Origin of the sequence: Bradyrhizobium sp. ORS 285 (assembly GCF_900176205.1) — a bacterium.
Lineage (GTDB): Bacteria > Pseudomonadota > Alphaproteobacteria > Rhizobiales > Xanthobacteraceae > Bradyrhizobium.
The window spans coordinates 1,832,681-1,851,470 of record NZ_LT859959.1; the positions used below are offsets into that span (position 1 = coordinate 1,832,681).

At 63.2% G+C, this 18,790-nt stretch carries 15 protein-coding genes; 9 read left to right on the forward strand and 6 right to left on the reverse strand.

Annotated elements, in window-relative coordinates; all coding sequences use genetic code 11:
- The first annotated feature begins 245 nt into the window (after window positions 1–245).
- Complete coding sequence (locus tag BRAD285_RS08410; protein WP_006609789.1) at window positions 246–974, forward strand: Crp/Fnr family transcriptional regulator; 729 nt, start codon at window positions 246–248, stop codon at window positions 972–974.
- A 58-nt stretch (window positions 975–1,032) separates the two neighbouring features.
- Here BRAD285_RS08410 and dctP read toward each other — a convergent pair whose 3' ends face one another.
- Complete coding sequence (dctP, locus tag BRAD285_RS08415) at window positions 1,033–2,031, reverse strand: TRAP transporter substrate-binding protein (RefSeq protein WP_035644682.1); 999 nt, start codon at window positions 2,029–2,031, stop codon at window positions 1,033–1,035.
- 60 nt (window positions 2,032–2,091) lie between these two features.
- Window positions 2,092–2,781: a GntR family transcriptional regulator gene (locus BRAD285_RS08420; RefSeq protein WP_035644712.1), complete on the reverse strand. Its 690-nt coding sequence runs from the start codon at window positions 2,779–2,781 to the stop codon at window positions 2,092–2,094.
- Between the two features lie 402 nt (window positions 2,782–3,183).
- Here BRAD285_RS08420 and BRAD285_RS08425 point away from each other — a divergent pair, with 402 nt between their 5' ends.
- A complete protein-coding gene (locus BRAD285_RS08425; RefSeq protein WP_006609792.1) occupies window positions 3,184–5,271 on the forward strand; it encodes a molybdopterin oxidoreductase family protein in 2,088 nt (695 codons plus the stop codon).
- Window positions 5,272–5,362: 91 nt separating this feature from the next.
- On the opposite strand, the gene BRAD285_RS35305 is transcribed toward BRAD285_RS08425, so the two are convergent.
- Window positions 5,363–5,764: a hypothetical protein gene (locus tag BRAD285_RS35305; protein ID WP_139020546.1), complete on the reverse strand. Its 402-nt coding sequence runs from the start codon at window positions 5,762–5,764 to the stop codon at window positions 5,363–5,365.
- A gap of 58 nt (window positions 5,765–5,822) precedes the next feature.
- On the opposite strand from BRAD285_RS35305, the gene BRAD285_RS08430 reads away from it, so the two are divergent.
- The 6 genes from BRAD285_RS08430 (at window position 5,823) to BRAD285_RS08455 (ending at window position 14,967) form a co-directional block, all read left to right on the forward strand.
- A complete protein-coding gene (locus BRAD285_RS08430) occupies window positions 5,823–6,023 on the forward strand; it encodes a hypothetical protein (RefSeq protein WP_244422042.1) in 201 nt (66 codons plus the stop codon).
- Between the two features lie 98 nt (window positions 6,024–6,121).
- Window positions 6,122–9,547, forward strand: coding sequence for an acyl-[ACP]--phospholipid O-acyltransferase (locus BRAD285_RS08435; protein ID WP_006609794.1), 3,426 nt, complete (start codon window positions 6,122–6,124; stop codon window positions 9,545–9,547).
- Entirely contained in the window at window positions 9,547–10,284 is a 738-nt protein-coding gene (locus BRAD285_RS08440; RefSeq protein ID WP_006609795.1) for a triacylglycerol lipase, read from the forward strand. The genes BRAD285_RS08435 and BRAD285_RS08440 overlap by 1 nt, the downstream gene beginning before the upstream one ends.
- Window positions 10,285–10,356: 72 nt before the next feature.
- The gene (locus tag BRAD285_RS08445) at window positions 10,357–11,136 is read left to right on the forward strand and encodes an enoyl-CoA hydratase/isomerase family protein (RefSeq protein ID WP_006609796.1); all 780 of its coding nucleotides are present in this window, start codon (window positions 10,357–10,359) and stop codon (window positions 11,134–11,136) included.
- Between the two features lie 525 nt (window positions 11,137–11,661).
- Complete coding sequence (locus BRAD285_RS08450) at window positions 11,662–13,275, forward strand: IS1182 family transposase (RefSeq protein ID WP_087877574.1); 1,614 nt, start codon at window positions 11,662–11,664, stop codon at window positions 13,273–13,275.
- A gap of 78 nt (window positions 13,276–13,353) precedes the next feature.
- Window positions 13,354–14,967, forward strand: coding sequence for an IS1182 family transposase (locus BRAD285_RS08455; RefSeq protein WP_087877634.1), 1,614 nt, complete (start codon window positions 13,354–13,356; stop codon window positions 14,965–14,967).
- 89 nt (window positions 14,968–15,056) lie between these two features.
- Here BRAD285_RS08455 and BRAD285_RS08460 read toward each other — a convergent pair whose 3' ends face one another.
- The gene (locus BRAD285_RS08460) at window positions 15,057–16,277 is read right to left on the reverse strand and encodes a DUF418 domain-containing protein (RefSeq protein WP_006609522.1); all 1,221 of its coding nucleotides are present in this window, start codon (window positions 16,275–16,277) and stop codon (window positions 15,057–15,059) included.
- A 128-nt stretch (window positions 16,278–16,405) separates the two neighbouring features.
- Between BRAD285_RS08460 and BRAD285_RS08465 the strand changes: the two genes are divergently transcribed.
- The gene (locus tag BRAD285_RS08465) at window positions 16,406–17,275 is read left to right on the forward strand and encodes a GNAT family N-acetyltransferase (RefSeq protein WP_006609521.1); all 870 of its coding nucleotides are present in this window, start codon (window positions 16,406–16,408) and stop codon (window positions 17,273–17,275) included.
- A 1-nt stretch (window position 17,276) separates the two neighbouring features.
- Here the strand turns inward: BRAD285_RS08465 and BRAD285_RS08470 are convergent, their stop codons facing one another.
- Window positions 17,277–17,639, reverse strand: a complete 363-nt coding sequence (locus tag BRAD285_RS08470) for a VOC family protein (protein WP_006609520.1) — start codon at window positions 17,637–17,639, stop codon at window positions 17,277–17,279.
- Window positions 17,640–17,726: 87 nt separating this feature from the next.
- The gene (locus BRAD285_RS08475; protein WP_006609519.1) at window positions 17,727–18,731 is read right to left on the reverse strand and encodes an SDR family oxidoreductase; all 1,005 of its coding nucleotides are present in this window, start codon (window positions 18,729–18,731) and stop codon (window positions 17,727–17,729) included.
- Window positions 18,732–18,790: the final 59 nt, after the last annotated feature.

The following is an 18,790-nucleotide window of genomic DNA, read 5'->3' on the forward strand; positions in this document are numbered from 1 at the left end:
GCCTGGTCTCCGGGGCCGATGGCTTTGGCTGCCTCCATTGATCTTCGCCGTATTTTCCTGGACAAACTGCCGATCTGCCGTATTCCGAAGGGGAAGCGGACATCGAGGGATGGGTGGTCGGGGCCGAAGGGTCGTCTGTGCCGGTGGCGATAGACGAGCCCGTGGTGCCCTGACGCCATCAGGGCCTCCGTCACCGGCTCGACATCTCCTTGGTGGGTAGGGTAGGGGCGCCTGGGAGATGCGGTGTGACTGAGGAGAAGAAGGCCAACAGCCGATCATCGAGCAGCGGCAAGCTATCGGTGCTGCGGCAGCATCCGATTTTTCGCGAACTCGAGCCGGATGCCCTCGATCAGCTGTGCCGTTATGCGAAGCCGACCACGCTCAAGCGCGGCGCCACCATCTTCTCAAAAGGCGACCCCGGCTCGAGCCTGTATGCAGTGATCAGCGGCACAGTCAAAATCAGCGTCTCGTCACCTGACGGCCGCAACGCCATCCTGAACCTGATCAGCGCGGGCGAGATCTTTGGCGAGGTCGCTGTGCTCGACGGACGCGAGCGAACCGCTGACGCGACGGCCAACACGAATTGCGAAATACTGGTCATCGATCGCCGCGAGTTCCTGCCCTTCGTCAAGAGCCAGCCAGTGCTTGCGATGAAGTTCATCGAGCTGCTCTGCGATCGGTTGCGCTGGACCAGCGATCAGGTCGAGCAGGTCATCCTGCAGGATCTTCCCCGACGTCTCGCCAGTGCTCTGCTCGGTCTTACCGAGAAGCAAAAGGTCGATGCGAGCCGCACCATCGCCATCACCCAGCAGGAGATCAGCGAGATGGTGGGCATGACGCGCGAGAGCATCAACAAGCAATTGCGAGCTTGGGCTGCGCGGGACTGGGTGCGACTCGAGCACGGCGCGATTGTACTCCTGAATCCGGAGCCTCTGCGCGGTTTGGCCGAGGCCGGTGAGGACGCGGACGAATAGGACGCGACGCCACAACCCGCGCTCTTCCAGCACAAATCTCCCGATTGCACGAACCTCGCTAAGCGATTTCTTGAATTCGCTTGATCATGTCCTGGTACTTCGGGCCGTATTTGTCCCAGACTGGCTTGACCGCCTTCTGGAAGGGCGCCTTGTCCGTGATTGCGATGATCTCGCTTCCGCCCGCCTTGGCCTTCTCCATGGCCTCGCGCTCGTAGGCCTTCCAGAGTTCGCGCTCTTCCACCTGAGCTTCGCGCGCGAATTTCTTGATCAATGCCTGATCTTCATTCGAAAGATTGGCCCAAGCCCGCTTCGAGAACACCAGGATCTCCGGAATGACCAGATGCTGTGTCAGCGAGTAGTAATTCGCTGCGGTGTAGTGATTGCTGAAGACATAACTCGGCGCGTTGTTCTCGGCTCCATCGATCACGCCTGTCTGCAGCGCACTGAAGACTTGCTCATAACTCATTGCCACGCCGCTCCCACCCAGCGCGTTCATCATATCGATGAAGATCGGATTGCCGATCACGCGTATCTTGAGGCCCTTGACGTCCTCCACCTTCCGGATCGGCCTCTTGGTGTTGTAGATGCTTCGCGCGCCGGAGTTCATCCAGCAGAGGGCTACGAGGTTCGCGCTCGGATGAGCGCTGACGCGGTCGAGCAGGTCCTGCCCGATCGCGCCGTCCATCATCTTCTCGGAATGTTCGATGCTCTTGAACAGGAACGGCATGTTGACGACGTTGATGTCATCGACGATCGGTCCCAATGATCCGGCGCTCACGCGCAGCATCTGAATCGCCCCGATCTGGGTCTGTTCGATGGTCTCCTTCTCTCCGCCGAGTTGCGCAGATGGATACATCTGGATTGCCAGCCGGCCATTCGTCGCAGCCGCCAGCTTCTTGCCGAGGCTTTCCGTCGCTGCGACGGTTGGATAGCCGGGCGGCTGGACATCGGAGGCTTTGAACGCCGCATTCGATTGCGCGAGCGCGGCCGAGAACGGTGGCAGAGTCGTTGCACCGGCGATTGCGGCTGTCAATTTGATGAAGTCGCGTCTCTTCATGGCGTCCCTCCGCCGACTTTTCCCTGATCGCTAGCCGAAGTCGGATGCTGCGGCCATCGTTTACCAGGTGGGTTGGTCGAAATACTCTGGATTGAGAGTTTGGATTTCGGAGATGTTGTCCAGAAGCCGTTCCAGATGACTTGCCATGGCGGCTCGCGCAATGTCCGGCTTGTGCTTTTCGATCGCCGCCAGGATTGATCCATGTTCAGCGATCACTTCCGACATTCGTCCGATCTGAGGCAATGTCAGTCGACGATAGCGGTCGACGTGAACCTTCACTTGCAGGATCAGCTTCCATATTCCAGGGTAGCCTGCAACCTCAGCGATACCTGCATGGAACATCTCGTCCGCTTGGTGGAAGGCTTCGCGATCCTTCGCAGCGCATGCCTCGCGCTGACGTTCGATCGTTGCGTGCAGATCGAGGAGCTGACTGGGGGACGCGCGCTCCGCCGCCGCCCTCGCGGTGGTCTCCTCGAGAGACTTGCGGATGATGATTGTCTCTGGCAGCGCAGCAATTGGAATTCTCGATACGAAGATGCCGGACTGCGGGAAGATCTCCACCAGTCCCTCATCCGAAAGCTTCAGAATGGCTTCTCGAACAGGCGTCCGACTCACGCCATAGGCTGTTGCGATCTGTGCTTCCGAAATGGGCTCGCCCGGTCGGCGCGCCAGCGAGACCAGCTCAGCTCGGAGATCCGTATAGATGCGCGACGCGGCGGTTTCGCCGCGGCGCCGTCTGTTCCGGCGGATGCGAGAGGCGGCCGGACGCGGCACGGACGCCAATTTCCTTGGGACACGGCTGGGCATCATTGCTCCTCAACTGATATACTAATATATGAAACTCCCTTGGCAACAGTAAACGCCTGATACCTGAGGCATCCTCATGGTGCGATGCAAGGCTTCGGCCCCTTCCAGCAGGCATTCAGTGGAGGCGTTGGTGCGTGTGTTGCGACGATAACCGCGTTTTCGGTGACGGCCGAACAGGTGCAAATCGTGGGCGCGACGTTGCGCGTCAGGATCTTCGCCGCAGGAGGATGCGCCGGGTGATCCAGAGAGGAATGCTTCCCGGGCAGGAGACCGTCGCGTTTTGCTCATGCGACCGCTTCGCAAACGCTCTCGGCTGATGCCGTGTTTGATGTTAACAATCGGCCCATGAACCAGCAGACTCGCATCGATATCCGCCACTCCACCTGTCCGCACGATTGTCCGTCGGCCTGCGCGCTCGACGTGGAGGTGATTGATCAGAACACGATCGGGCGTGTTCGCGGCTCGAAACGGCAGACATATACGGCGGGGGTCGTGTGCGCCAAGGTGGCGCGATATGCCGAGCGCATTCATCATCCCGAACGGCTCATGCATCCCATGCGTCGTGTCGGCCCCAAAGGCTCGGGCGAGTTCGCGCGCATGTCCTGGGATGAAGCGCTCGACGAGATCGCAGAGCGGTTTCTCCAGACCGAGCGTGAGTTCGGCTCGCAATCCGTCTGGCCCTATTACTATGCGGGCACGATGGGACTCGTGATGCGAGACGGCCTCAATCGGCTCACGCACGTCAAGAAATACTCGCGGTTCTATTCGACGATCTGCGCCAACGTCGCGCGCATCGGCTTTGCGATCGGCACCGGAAAAATTGCAGGCGTCGATCCGCGCGAGATGGCGCTGTCGGATTTAGTCGTCATCTGGGGCACGAATCCTGTCAACACGCAAGTCAATGTCATGACCCATGCGGCGCGCGCGCGAAAAGAGCGCGGTGCCAAGATTGCGGTAGTCGATATCTACGACAACGAGACGATGAAGCAGGCTGACATCAAGATCATCCTGCGTCCGGGCACCGATGGCGCGTTTGCGTGCGGCGTGATGCACGTTTTGTTTCGCGATGGTCATGCTGATCGCGCCTACATGGCCAAGTACACGGATTGTCCTGATGAGCTCGAGGCTCATCTGAAGACGCGCACTCCGGAATGGGCCTCGCGGATCTGCGGTGTTCCGGTGAACGAGATCGAAGCTTTTGCAAAGCTGGTCGGCGAGACCAACCGGACGTTTTTCCGTCTCGGCTATGGCTTCACCCGCAGCCGGAATGGTGCCACGCAGATGCATGCCGCGTCCTGCATCCCCGCCGTGACCGGCGCTTGGCAATATGAGGGGGGCGGGGCGTTCTTCAACAATGCCGCTCTGTGGCACTTCGACGAGTCGATCATCGAGGGCCATGACGCGATTGATCACTCGATCCGTTTCCTCGACCAGTCGAAGATCGGGCGTATCCTGACGGGAGATCGCGACGCGCTCTGTGGTGGGCCGCCGGTCAAGGCGATGCTGATCCAGAACACGAACCCGATGACGGTGGCGCCTGAGCAGGATCTGGTTCGCCAAGGCTTCGCACGCGAGGATCTGTTCGTTGCGGTCCATGAACAATTCATGACCGAGATGGCGCAGATGGCCGACATCGTGCTGCCGGCGACGATGTTCATGGAGCACGACGACCTCTACTACGGCGGCGGCCACCAGCACATTTCGGTCGGGCCGAAGCTGATCGATCCCCCCGGTGAATGCCGTTCGAACCATGAGGTGCTGCAGGGACTGGCGCGCCGACTGGGCGCAGTTCATGCTGGCTTCGAGATGACGCCGCGCGAATTGATCGACGCGACCTTGAAGAAGAGCGGCCATGGCGACATCGCCGCGCTCGAGGCCGATGTCTGGCGCGACCTGCAGCCGGATTTTCGCACCTCGCATTATCTCGACGGCTTCGCGCACAAGGACGGCAAATTCCATTTCAAGGCGGACTGGGTCCACCCGCCGTTCGGACGGGTGATGGGCAACCCCGAGCGGATGCCGTCTCTGCCGGACCATTGGGCGGTGACCGAGGAGACGGACGAGCAGCATCCGTTCCGTCTCGCGACGAGTCCCGCGCGCTCGTTCCTCAACACGTCGTTCAACGAGACCCCATCCTCCCAGGCGCGGGAGGGGGCGCCATCGGTGATGATCCATCCGCTCGATGCTGGCTCGCTCGGCATCGCCGAGGGCGACGTCGTGACGCTCGGCAATGCGCGCGGGCAAACCTCCCTGGTGGCCCGGTTGTTCGACGGCGTTCAGCGTGGGGTATTGATCGCTGAATCGATCCACCCGAACCGCGCTCATGTCGGCGGTCGCGGCATCAACTCGCTGACCGCGGCCGACACCGTCGCGCCCATCGGGGGCGCTGCCTTCCACGACAACAAGGTATGGCTGCGAAAATCGACGGGGTAACCCGGCGCTTCGACGCTAAAACGCCAGCATTATCAGTGTTTTGAAATTCCGGCGCGGAGTATTGACTGCGCCGGGAAGGGATCTGTTTACCTCATCGCTCCGACCTGCAAAAACTCCTTGAGCATCGCTCATGCATGCGATACATATTTTGAGCATCGCTCAAAATATGAGGAGTCATCCAATGCAGGTTCTCAGTTCTCGCGGTCCGCAGCTTTTTTCCCTCGACCTTCAGCCTTTGCTGAACGGTTTGGTCCGGGCGGCGTCTCACCTTGTGGCGGCGCGTGTTGAGCGGATCGCCAATGCTTGTGACGTCGCCGGTCTTCTGGCCGCGCGGCGAGCACGGCGGGGTGCTGGAGACCAACTCTTTCGCGCCGCCGGTCGGGAAGGGCGCCGGCTTCGCCGCGGTGGCCTGTTCGGCTGCTTCCACTATTTGAGCGAACTGAGCTGACCTCCGCTCAAATCGCCGGTCCCAGCGCAACGAAGCGGTCACCATGTGCTCACGTCCCATCGTTTCCGTGCAACGGCCCTCTCTCTGGATAAGCATTTTGCACATGACCTTCGCGATATCGTTCGTGCTGGTCGGCGGCGGCATCGTTGCGCTGCCGCTGGGCTCGCAGCTACGCACTGGCTTCGCAGCAGGGCTCGTGGCGCTGGTGTGGTCCTCCCTCACGCTGGCCGACACGATGGCGCTGCTGTCGCGAAGCCCGCTGCGGAGCAGCCGGCCACGGAAACAGGTTCGTCGCCGCGCATAAGAGAGATCTCGGGCCCTACGAGTGTCTATTTCAGCACCAAGCTTCAACGCTCTTGCGATCCTTGCGGCCAAGCTGCCGCAGCACACCAGGAAACGACCATGATCAAGCAGTTGATGTCCTCGCGCCGCTTCGCCCCGCTGTTCTGGGCGCAGTTCTCTTCGGCGCTGAATGACAACGTCCTGAAGAATGCGCTCGTCATCATGCTGCTCTATGGCGCGGTCACGTCCCACGGCGATGCGCTGGTGACCGTGGCCGGCGCTGTCTTCATTTTTCCGTTCTTCATCCTGTCCGGGCTCGGGGGCGAGCTGGCGGATCGCTACGTGAAGGGCGTCGTCGCCCGCCGGCTGAAGTTTGCCGAGATCTTCGCCGCCGGCTTCGCGGCGCTCGGCTTCTTCCTGCATTCGGTTCCGCTGCTGTTCGTTGCCCTTGGCATGTTCGGAATCATCGCCGCGCTGTTCGGCCCGGTGAAATACGCCATGCTGCCGGATCAACTCACGGTCGGCGAGCTCGCCACCGGCAATGCGCTGGTCGAAGGCGCGACCTTCATGGCGATCCTCATCGGTACGATCGCCGGCGGCCAACTGGTCTCCGGCTCCTCGCATATGGGCTGGGTCGCGCTCGCGGTGATCGGCCTTGCCGTGATCTCCTGGGCGTCCGCCTCGCGCATTCCGCACACCGCGCCGTCCGCCCCGGATCTCTGCATCACGGCCAATCCCTGGAGCTCGACGTCGCATCTGTTGAAGTCGCTCTATGCCGCGCCGCGGCTGTGGGACGGCATGGTGATCGTGTCGTGGTTCTGGCTGGTCGGCGCCGTCGTGCTGTCGCTGCTGCCGGCGCTGGTCAAGGATGTGGTCGGCGGCACCGAAGGCGTCGTCACGCTGTGCCTTGCGATCTTCGCGGTCGGCATCGCCATCGGCTCGCTGTTCGCCGCCAGCCTCAGCCATGTCCGCCCGAATCTCGCTCTGGTGCCGCTCGGCGCCATCATCATGGGCGTGCTCGGTCTCGATCTGTCCTGGGCTATCGCGACCACGGACACCGCAAAGGGTCTCACGCCGCTCGGCTTCATCGGCTCCTGGGCAGGCGCCCGCATGCTGATCGATTTCGCGTTGTTCGCGTTCGGCGGCGGTCTGTTCGTGGTGCCGGCGTTTGCCGCCGTGCAGGCCTGGTCGGAGTCCAATGAGCGCGCCCGTGTCATCGCCGCCGGCAACGTGCTGCAAGCGGCGTTCATGGTGGTCGGCTCGCTCGGCGTGGCTCTTCTTCAAGCTGCAGGCGTCTCGATCGCCTGGATCTTCTTCGGCCTTGCGCTGGCGAGCTTCGGCGCCGTCTGGTTCGTCCTGAACAAATGGGGCCGCGAGGGCGTGCGCGACTTCGGCGCGATGCTGTTCCGCGCGCTGTTCCGCACTGAGGTGCGCGGGCTGGAAAACCTTCCGCCGGTGGGCACCCGGATGCTGATCGCGCCGAACCATGTCAGCCTGATCGATGGTCCGCTGCTGCATGCGGTGTTGCCGATCGATGCGACCTTCGCTGTCGACACCGGCATCTCCAAAGCCTGGTGGGCGAAGGTCTTCCTGAAGCTGGTGAGCCACATCACGATCGATCCGACGAAGCCGCTCGGCGCGCGCGACCTCATCAAGCTGGTGGCGAGCCAAGAGCCGGTGGTGATCTTCCCGGAAGGCCGCATCACGGTGTCGGGCTCGCTGATGAAGGTCTATGATGGCACGGCGATGATCGCCGACAAGGCCGACGCCGTCGTCGTGCCCGTGCGCATCGAGGGCGCCCAGCGCTCGCATCTCAGCTATCTCAAGGACGGCCAGATCAAGCGGTCCTGGTTTCCCAAGGTGACGGTGACGATCCTGCCGCCGGTCAAGCTCACGATTGACGCAGCCCTCAAAGGCAAGACTCGTCGCAATGCAGCCGGCGCGGCGCTGCAGGACGTCATGATCGACGCGATGGTCAAGAACGCCATGCTCGACCGCACCTTGTTCGAGGCGCTGGCGCATGCCCATCGCGACCATGACACCGGCAAGGTCATGATCGAGGATCCGCTCGGCACCAAGCTGACCTATCGCAAGCTGCTGCTTGGCGCGCAGGTGCTCAGCCGCAAGCTCGAGCACGGCACCATGGTCGGCGAGAACATCGGCGTGCTGCTGCCGAACTCCGCCGGCGTCGCTGTCGTGTTCATGGCGCTGCAGTCGATCGGTCGCGTTCCGGCGATGCTCAACTTCTCCGCCGGCCCGGTGAACGTGCTGGCTGCGATGAAGGCTGCGCAGGTCACGACGGTGCTGACCTCGCGCGGCTTCATCGAGAAGGGCAAGCTCGACAAGCTGATTGCCGCGATCGAGGGTCAGGCCCGTCTGGTTTATCTGGAGGACGTCAAGGCCTCCGTCGGCGCGGTCGACAAGATCAAGGGCATTCTCGACGGCAGCAAGCCGCGCGTCCCGCGTAACGCCGATCACCCAGCCGTGATTCTGTTCACCTCGGGCTCGGAGGGGACTCCAAAGGGCGTCGTGCTGTCCCACCGCAACATCCTGGCCAATGCCGCACAGGCGCTGGCGCGGGTCGATGCCAATGCTAACGGTCTTGTGTTCAACGTTTTGCCGGTGTTCCACTCCTTCGGCCTCACCGGCGGCATGATGATGCCCATGTTGGCGGGCATCCCGATCTACATGTATCCGTCGCCGTTGCATTACCGGATCGTGCCGGAGTTGATCTACCAGACCGGCGCCACCATTCTGTTCGGCACCGACACCTTCCTGACCGGTTATGCCCGCTCCGCCCATGCCTATGATTTCCGCACGCTGCGGCTGGTCATTGCGGGCGCAGAGCCGGTCAAGGATCGCACACGGCAGATCTACATGGAGCGCTATGGCATCCGCGTTCTCGAAGGCTACGGCGTCACGGAGACTGCGCCGGTGCTGGCGATGAATACGCCGATGGCCAACCGCGTCGGCACCGTCGGCCGCCTCTCGCCGCTGATGGAGTACCGGTTGGATAAGGTGCCGGGCATCGAGGAGGGCGGCCGTCTCTCGGTCCGCGGTCCCAACGTCATGCTCGGCTATGTCAGGGCGGAAAACCCCGGCGTGCTCGAAGCACTTCCTGAGGGCTGGCACGACACCGGCGACATCGTCACCATCGACGAACAGGGCTTCATCACGATCAAGGGACGCGCCAAGCGCTTCGCTAAGATCGCCGGCGAGATGGTCTCGCTCACGGTGGTCGAGCAGATCGCCGCAACCTTGTGGCCGCAGGCGGCCTCGGTCGCGGTGTCGATCCCGGACCAGCGCAAGGGTGAGCGCATCGTTCTGATCACCACGCAGAAGGATGCCGAGCGCGCCGCCATGCAGCGCCAGGCCAAGGCGCAAGGCGCGCCGGAGCTTGCGGTGCCGGCTGTCGTGATGGTCGTGGACAAGATCCCGCTGCTCGGCTCCGGCAAGACCGACTATGTCGGTGCGAAGACGCTGGCCGAGGAAGCTGCCAAGGAGGCTGCTTCGGAGCGCGATGCGGAGGAGAAAGAAGTCGCGTGATGGCATCGCTGCGCCGACGTCGCCACCAGAATGGCCCCCGCCACGCGGGGGTCGTGCTGCTGCATGGCATCGCCGGTCGCTCATTGATGCTGCGCCCGCTGGAAAAGCGGCTGCAACGCGCGGGCTTCGCCACGCTGAACCTCGACTATGAGAGCCGCAAGAAGCCGCTGGAGCGTCTGGCAGAGGACATCCATCCGGCCATCACGGATTTTGCCGCTGCGATCGATGGCCCGATCCATTTCGTGACCCATTCGATGGGCGGGTTGCTGGCGCGGGTCACCATCGGCCGTCACCGTCCTCCGCGGCTTGGCCGCGTCGTCATGCTGGGCACGCCCAATGGCGGCAGCGAAGTTGCCGATCGGCTGCAGAACGTCGCGCTCTACCGCGCCTATTTCGGGCCGGCCGGTCTGCAGCTGGTGACGAAGAACAACGTCGCGCTCGCCTCGCTCCCGCCGGCCGATTACGAAATCGGGGTGATCGCCGGAAACCGTTTCCTCGATCCGATCGCCGGCTTGTTCCTGCTGCCATGGCCCAATGACGGCCGCGTCTCGGTCGAGAGCTGCAAGTTCGCCGAGATGACGGACTACACGGTGATCAAGGCCTCGCATATGGGCCTCTTGGTGCATCCGACGTCGTTCCGGCAGACCGTCGCGTTCCTGCGCGACGGCCAGTTCGAGCCGGCGAGTCCGCTGCTGCGCGGCGTCATTGCCGAGATCGGCCGCCGCGCGGCCTCCTGACGCAAGTTTTCCTTGCTCCTCGCGGCTATCCCGCCACAATCCGGCATTCGACAGCAAGCGACAGGCAAGGCAATGACCGACGACAGCGTGATTCTCGACAAGCGCGGGCAGGCCCTCTGGATCACCATCAACCGCCCGGAGAAGCGCAACGCGCTCAATGGCGACGTCATCGCGGGCATCTCGCGCGGCTACCGCCAGGCGCATGACGATCCGGAGGTGCGCGTCATCGTGCTGACGGGAGCGGGGGACAAGGCCTTCTGCGCCGGCGCCGATTTGCAGAACTCGGGCGCTGCCTTTGCCATGGATTTCTCGCGGCCCAATGTCGACTACGCGGATCTGCTGAGACTCTCGCAGAACGCCACCAAGCCCGCGATCGCGCGTGTCGGCGGCGTCTGCATGGCCGGCGGCATGGGACTGTTGTGCATGACCGACATGGCGGTCGCAGCCGATCACGTCGCCTTTGGCCTGCCGGAGGTGAAGGTCGGCGTGTTCCCGATGCAGGTGCTGAGCCTGCTGCAGACCATCGCGCCGCCCAGGCTTGTCAACGAATGGGCGCTGACGGGCGAGCCGTTCGATGCCAAGGCCGCGCAAGCCGCCGGTCTGCTCAATCACGTCGTTCCCGCCGCCGAACTCGATGCCAAGATCGACTGGCTGATCGGGCGCATCGTCGACAAATCCCCGACCGCGATCCGCCGCGGCAAATACGCGATGCGCGCGATCGCCTCGATGTCGTTCGACGAGTCGATCGCCTATCTCGAAAGCCAGATCGCGCTGCTCGCGATGACCGAAGACGCCAAGGAAGGGCTGAAGGCGTTTGCGGAGAAGCGTAAACCGGTCTGGCCGGGGAAGTAGCTCGCTCGCTGCAATGAGTTTCAAGACGTGCATCCGCGATCTCGCGGCGCCTTGCGCCCGAGTTGTTGTTCCGACATCGGCCCTCGAAGGAAGAGGGCGCAGGGAAGGCCGGGAGCTCGCCGCCCCCATGGCCCGCCTGCAGGAAGAAAAGCAGGCGGCAGTCACCACAGGTTTGGCCGCAACTTCCGGCCTTCCCTGCACGACGGGCTTACGGCTTATACGTGATCTCCCTGGTGCGCCGGGCTTTCTGGCCACCATCCCCATGCGAAGCAAAGCTTCGCCGTGAGTTGACATCAGCGTCGGGATGTCAGGACCACACGATTTCGCCGTCCGCCGCGCCACCAGTCGTCTTGCGCAAACGCGCCTGATGCCGCGACGGCCATCGCATCAACGGCCCAACGCTCGTGACGATCGCGAGGCGCCCCTCTCGTGGGCCGTGACGCCGGGAAATGTGCATCTGATTTGCCCGACGAGGCTGGGCAAGAATCTCGGGCGTTTTGCGTGGCGGGATGTACGATTCGGCTTATGACGAATCGCCCGTTCAAGAGCGGTGAGAGCCGCGAGCAAGCCAGCCTGTTTCCACCGCGGATCGAGGATTACGTATCTGCGGACAATCCGGTTCGTGCGATCGATGGCTATGTCGATGCGCTCGACCTTGCCAAGCTTGGATTTCGGCACGCCGACCGGCGCGCGGCGGGAGCGGGACAGCCGCCATACGCCCCGTCCGATCTGCTGAAGCTGTACCTGTATGGCTATATCAACCAGATCCGGTCATCACGCCGGCTGGAGCGTGAAGCCTGCCGCAATCTGGAACTGATCTGGCTGCTGAAGTCTCTCAAGCCCGGCTACCGGACGATCGCCAATTTCCGCAAGGAGAACTGGGCGGCCCTGAAGGCCGCGAACCGCAGTTTCGTGCTGCTGCTTCGCGAACTCGATCTGATCGGCGGGACCCTGGTCGCGGTCGACGGGGCGCTATTCCACGGCAATGCCAGCAAGGACAGCATCTTCACGCGCGGGAAGCTCGCCAAACAGATCGCCAAGCTCGATGAGGAGATCGAGGCGTACGGCAAGTCCCTCGACACCAACGATGCAGCAGAAGCCAAGCGGCCCGACAACGGCAAGGATGGCAATGGCGGCGGCGATGTCGGGGACAGGATCAAGGAACTGATGGCGCGGCGTGAGCGCGCTCAGTCCGATCTGGAGAACCTTGACAAAAACGACAAGGGACAGGTGTCGAAGACCGACCCCGATGCGCGGCTGCTGAGCAAGGGCGATCAGACGATTGCAGGCTACAACGTCCAGAGCGTCGTTGACGACAAGAACAAGCTGATCGTCGCCAGCGAGGTCGTCAATCGCAGCGATGTCCGACACCTGCATATGATGGCGATAGCGGCCAAGGAGAACCTGGAGGTCTCGTCGCTGCAGATATTGGCCGATGTCGGCTACTACAACAGCGAGGATATCAAGGCTTGCGAGGATGATGGCATCACCGCCTATGTCCCGCTGCATCACGGCAATGGCAAGAAGCACACGCGCTTCACGCGAGCTGACTTCACCTACGATTCCGCAACCGACACCTACCGGTGTCCCGCAGGCCAGGCGCTGCATCCCACGAAGAAGCTCTGGAAGAATACGAGCGGCAGAATGGAACGCCGTTACCTGGGCTCAGTGCCGACCTGCAGCGTCTGCCCCCTCAAGGCGTCTTGCCTCTCCGCGAAGGCCAAAAGCCGCAACGTCTCTCGGTGGGAGCACGAGGAGGTGCTGGATCGTCACCGCCAGAGAATGGCGAGCGAACAGGCTGGCCAGCTGATGCGTCGCCGCTCAGCCCTCGTCGAACATCCGTTCGGCACACTCAAGTGCCGCGCCGGGTATCAGCATTTCCTCGTCCGCAGCTTCGACAAGGTTCGCGGGGAATGGAGCCTCATGGCGCTCTCTTACAACTTTAGCCGCGTCCTCAACATTCTCGGCCTGAACGACTTCCTCGCCCGCATCACCGCGTGGGCTATTGCAGCTCAACACGCCGCCTCTGCCGAGGCCAACGCCGCACGAGAGGCGATTCCGCTTGCCTTGATACGAAACTGGACGATGATACGGCTATGGCTCGAAGTCGCACCGCGCCGAGCCCTCCTAGCCTCCTAATTTGGATTCTTGCCCAGCCTCGACGAGGCTGGGCAAGAATCTCGGGCGTTTTGCGTGGCGGGATGTACGATTCGGCTTATGACGAATCGCCCGTTCAAGAGCGGTGAGAGCCGCGAGCAAGCCAGCCTGTTTCCACCGCGGATCGAGGATTACGTATCTGCGGACAATCCGGTTCGTGCGATCGATGGCTATGTCGATGCGCTCGACCTTGCCAAGCTTGGATTTCGGCACGCCGACCGGCGCGCGGCGGGAGCGGGACAGCCGCCATACGCCCCGTCCGATCTGCTGAAGCTGTACCTGTATGGCTATATCAACCAGATCCGGTCATCACGCCGGCTGGAGCGTGAAGCCTGCCGCAATCTGGAACTGATCTGGCTGCTGAAGTCTCTCAAGCCCGGCTACCGGACGATCGCCAATTTCCGCAAGGAGAACTGGGCGGCCCTGAAGGCCGCGAACCGCAGTTTCGTGCTGCTGCTTCGCGAACTCGATCTGATCGGCGGGACCCTGGTCGCGGTCGACGGGGCGCTATTCCACGGCAATGCCAGCAAGGACAGCATCTTCACGCGCGGGAAGCTCGCCAAACAGATCGCCAAGCTCGATGAGGAGATCGAGGCGTACGGCAAGTCCCTCGACACCAACGATGCAGCAGAAGCCAAGCGGCCCGACAACGGCAAGGATGGCAATGGCGGCGGCGATGTCGGGGACAGGATCAAGGAACTGATGGCGCGGCGTGAGCGCGCCCAGTCCGATCTGGAGAACCTTGACAAAAACGACAAGGGACAGGTGTCGAAGACCGACCCCGATGCGCGGCTGCTGAGCAAGGGCGATCAGACGATTGCAGGCTACAACGTCCAGAGCGTCGTTGACGACAAGAACAAGCTGATCGTCGCCAGCGAGGTCGTCAATCGCAGCGATGTCCGACACCTGCATATGATGGCGATAGCGGCCAAGGAGAACCTGGAGGTCTCGTCGCTGCAGATATTGGCCGATGTCGGCTACTACAACAGCGAGGATATCAAGGCTTGCGAGGATGATGGCATCACCGCCTATGTCCCGCTGCATCACGGCAATGGCAAGAAGCACACGCGCTTCACGCGAGCTGACTTCACCTACGATTCCGCAACCGACACCTACCGGTGTCCCGCAGGCCAGGCGCTGCATCCCACGAAGAAGCTCTGGAAGAATACGAGCGGCAGAATGGAACGCCGTTACCTGGGCTCAGTGCCGACCTGCAGCGTCTGCCCCCTCAAGGCGTCTTGCCTCTCCGCGAAGGCCAAAAGCCGCAACGTCTCTCGGTGGGAGCACGAGGAGGTGCTGGATCGTCACCGCCAGAGAATGGCGAGCGAACAGGCTGGCCGGCTGATGCGTCGCCGCTCAGCCCTCGTCGAACATCCGTTCGGCACACTCAAGTGCCGCGCCGGGTATCAGCATTTCCTCGTCCGCAGCTTCGACAAGGTTCGCGGGGAATGGAGCCTCATGGCGCTCTCTTACAACTTTAGCCGCGTCCTCAACATTCTCGGCCTGAACGACTTCCTCGCCCGCATCACCGCGTGGGCTAGTGCAGCTCAACACGCCGCCTCTGCCGAGGCCAATGCCGCACGAGAGGCGATTCCGCTTGCCTTGATACGAAACTGGACGATGATACGGCTATGGCTCGAAGTCGCACCGCGCCGAGCCCTCCTAGCCTCCTAATTTGGATTCTTGCCCAGCCTCGTCGGCGCAACAGACCCAAGGGTGCGACATAGTAACCCGACGGGCAAATAACCTGCGAGAGGGCCGTATCAGGATTCCGAGCGAGGCCGCATCGGCTGCAGCTGATTATACATCAGGCTGCGCCACAGCCATTCGACCGGGCCGAACTGAAACAGCTTCAGCCAGCCCCAGCTGGCGATCGCCTGGAGCACATAGACGATGATGCCGATGCCGAGGGCCAGCGAGACGCTGAGCCGGCCGAACAGACCGAGACCATAGCCGTAGAACACGAGGCCGAAAATGACGGACTGCATGAGGTAGTTGGTGAAGGCCATTCGCCCGATCGGAGCCGCCCAGCCGAGCAGGCGGATGCCCCGGGGGGTGCTCGCAGCCGAGACGACCAGCGCCCCATAGGCTAGCGCTAGACTGACCGTGGCAAGCGATGAGCCGGCGTCGATTGTCACGGCGAAGGCGGCCAGCGCCGTCAGCAGCAACATGGTGCGGTGACCGGAAGCCTCGCGCACAATGCCAGAGCGCCAGACCATGAAACCAGCGAGAAATAGCCCGAGCGTGCGCGGGAAGATCCACAGATGCAACGGCGCGATCGCGCCAATCTCGGATAGTCGAAACGCGAGGATCTGGAGGAAGCTGCCGTTGGCGTAGACGCGATTGGCATCGGCCACATGCTGCATCATCCAGGCCGGGCTCGGCAGCGGTACCACGGAGGTCAGGCCCCCGGTGAAATACACGCCGAGCAGCGCGAGGCTGCTCGCGATGACCACCCAATTCGGGGCGAACAGGAACGGCAGCACGATTAGTCCGGCGAGCGCATATTCAGTGAGGATATCGCCATTCCATAACAGCGTGAGGTGCAGCAGGCCAATCGCGAGCAGGACGAGTAACCGCCGGAGCAGAAGGGGGATACGGCGGTGCGCAACGATCCTGTCGAACTGCATCGCCAGCCCGATGCCGAACAGCAGCGAGAACAGCGCAAACGCCTTCATGGAGACGGCCCGCGCGAGTATGTCCTCGACGGCCCTATTGAACGGCGTATCGCTCATGACGGCCCACATGAGCCTGGTCATGTCGGGCGAGGAGGAGCCGGTGAAGAAAGTCGTGCCCGCCTCACGGGATCTCGACGCCGGCAGAAACTGGCCGAAGATCGAGATGCGGAATTCGAACACCACGTTGATCGCCATGACGCCGAACAAAGCGATGCCGCGCAGGATGTCGAGGCTGATGAGGCGGTCCGTAGCAGGGGCAGTGAGCGGCGGACTCTGCGTAGAGTCTCTGTCAAGAGGAGCTGTCAACTCGACCTCTATGGGACGGACGCATTACCGGCAAAGTGGTAGGGTCTGGTGGGTGAAGCAGTGGAGGCGGCGTCAGTCAAGGCATCGTTGCTGATGCGCTGCTGCCTTCAAGGCATTAGGATGGAGACATGACGTTGTCCGCCTTCGATGCAACAGACGGCCTCACCATCAGGCCAATGCGACCAGACGAAATTGCGCTCACCCTAGACTGGGCCGCGGCCGAAGGCTGGAATCCCGGTCTGTCCGACGCCGCCTGCTTTGCGGCGGTCGATCCGCAGGGCTTCCTCGTCGCCGAGCTCAAGGGCGAGCCGGTGGCGACCGTGTCCTGCGTGAATTACGACGATCGCTTTGCCTTTCTCGGCTTCTACATCGTGCGTCCTGACATGCGCGGGCACGGCTACGGTCTGCGGCTCTGGCAGGCTGCGATGGCGCATGCGGGATCGCGGGTGGTTGGGCTCGACGGCGTGGTCGCGCAGCAGGACAATTATCGCAAGTCCGGGTTCAGCTACGCCTATGCCAACATCCGCTTTGGCGGCCGGCCCGCGGTGCTGCGGGCCTCGGCCGGAGCCGATCTCGGCGCGCTGGCGGACGTGCCGATTTCGCTGATCGAAGCATCGGATGCGACCGTGTTTCCGGCGGCGCGACGCGCGTTCCTGCAGACCTGGATCGGCACGCCCCAGCATGTCGGCCGAGCTCTGCGAAGGGACGGTGAGTTGGTGGCTTGGGGCGTGATCCGTCCCTGTCGCACCGGCTACAAGATCGGCCCGCTGGTGGCGGATCGCCGCGCCGATGCCGAGGTCATTGTCGCGGCGCTATGCGGTGCGATCGGCGATGGCGAGATTTTCCTCGACGTGCCCGCGATCAATCCGGAGGCGGTCGCGCTCGCCGAGGGTCTTGGGCTCAAGCCGCTGTTCGAGACGGCGCGCATGTACACCGGGCCGATTCCGCCGCTGCGGCTCGAACGGGTGTTCGGCGTCACGAGCTTCGAGCTCGGCTAGCTCAGCGCCGAAGCGGCCGCGCGAAGCTCAGCTCGTGGCCATCGGGGTCGGTGAGGTGGAAATAGCGCTCGCCCCATTCGGCATCGCGCGGCGTGGTCGAGGGCGAGAAGCCGGCGGCCAGCGCCTTGGCATAGACCGCGTCCACGTCCGAGACATGGAAGATGATCCGACCCCACCAGCTCCATTGTTTGTCCTCGGGGGTGGCGATGAGGTTGAGAAAGCCAGCGCCGACGCGGAAGGTCGTGAACGGCGACTCCGCGCCGCCATAGGGAATATCGTCGAAGCCGAGCGCGCGATAGAAGGCGACCGCGCGGGCCATGTCGTGGGTGGCAATGGTGATCGCGCTGATGCTCTCGATGGTCATGGAGGCGCTCCGGACCGGACTGCAAGTCGCGGAACAGAGAAGCGCATCTGACCGTGGCGGCGCAAGGGCGGCATGGCGGCGTACAGTCTAACGCCACCTCCGCCGGCTCATCGTCGCTCCCAGCGCAAAGAAGAGCGCAGCTCCGATCGCGACCGTCGCAGCGCGGGCGACGTCGCCGGGCAACAGCACGGCCTGCTGCGCGGCCTCCTTGCTGAACGAGCCGCGGGTGCGGTGCAGGCGCGTGACCGGATGGTCGAGATTGTCGGTGCGGTCGGGCACCAGTGGCACATCGGTCTGCTGTCCCGCGATCGCCTTGGCGGCGAGGTAGTGGTCGAGCAGAGCCGGCGCGACGGCATTGCCGAGGATGGTGAGCAGCGTCGGCCAGCCGATCCAGTATTCGCGGAAGCCGCCGGCGGCGACGCGATACACGGCGTCGGCGATCACCTCCGGCTCGACCGGACGCCCCATCGGGCGTGGCGTATGCGCGAGATGCGCCCGCGCCCAATCGAATTGCGGCGTGTTCACCGCCGGCAGATCGACCATGCACAGGGTGATGCGCGAGCGCTCATGCATCAGCTCCGCGCGCAGCGAGTCGGTGAAGCCGTGGATCGCATGCTTGGCGCCGCAATAGGCGGCCTGAAGCGGAATGCCGCGATAGGCGAGCGCCGAGCCGATCTGGATGATGCGGCCCTCGCCGCGCCGGCGCATCGAGCGCAGCGCCGCCATCGTGCCGTGCACGAAGCCGAGATAGGTCACGTCGGTGACGCGGCGGAATTCATCGGGCGTGATGTCGGCGACCGTCGAGAACACCGTCTCCATGGCGTCGTTGATCCAGATGTCGACCGGACCCAACCGCTGTTCGAGCCGCTCGGCCGCTTCGAACAGCGCCTGCGCGTCGGCGACATCGACGGCCTCGTACTCGGCATGGGCAAAGCAGCCCTGCAGCTCGCGCTGAACGTCTCGCAGCGCTTCCTCATCGCGCGCGATCAGGCCGACGCGGTCGCCGGCTTCGCCGAAGCGCTTGGCAATGGCGCGGCCGACACCGGCGGACGCGCCGGTGATGATGACGGTACGGGATCTCATCCGAGGCATGTCCGGTTCTCCGTGCGCCCCGTGGTACAAACGTGCAGCGGCCGGCAATGTTTCGGCCG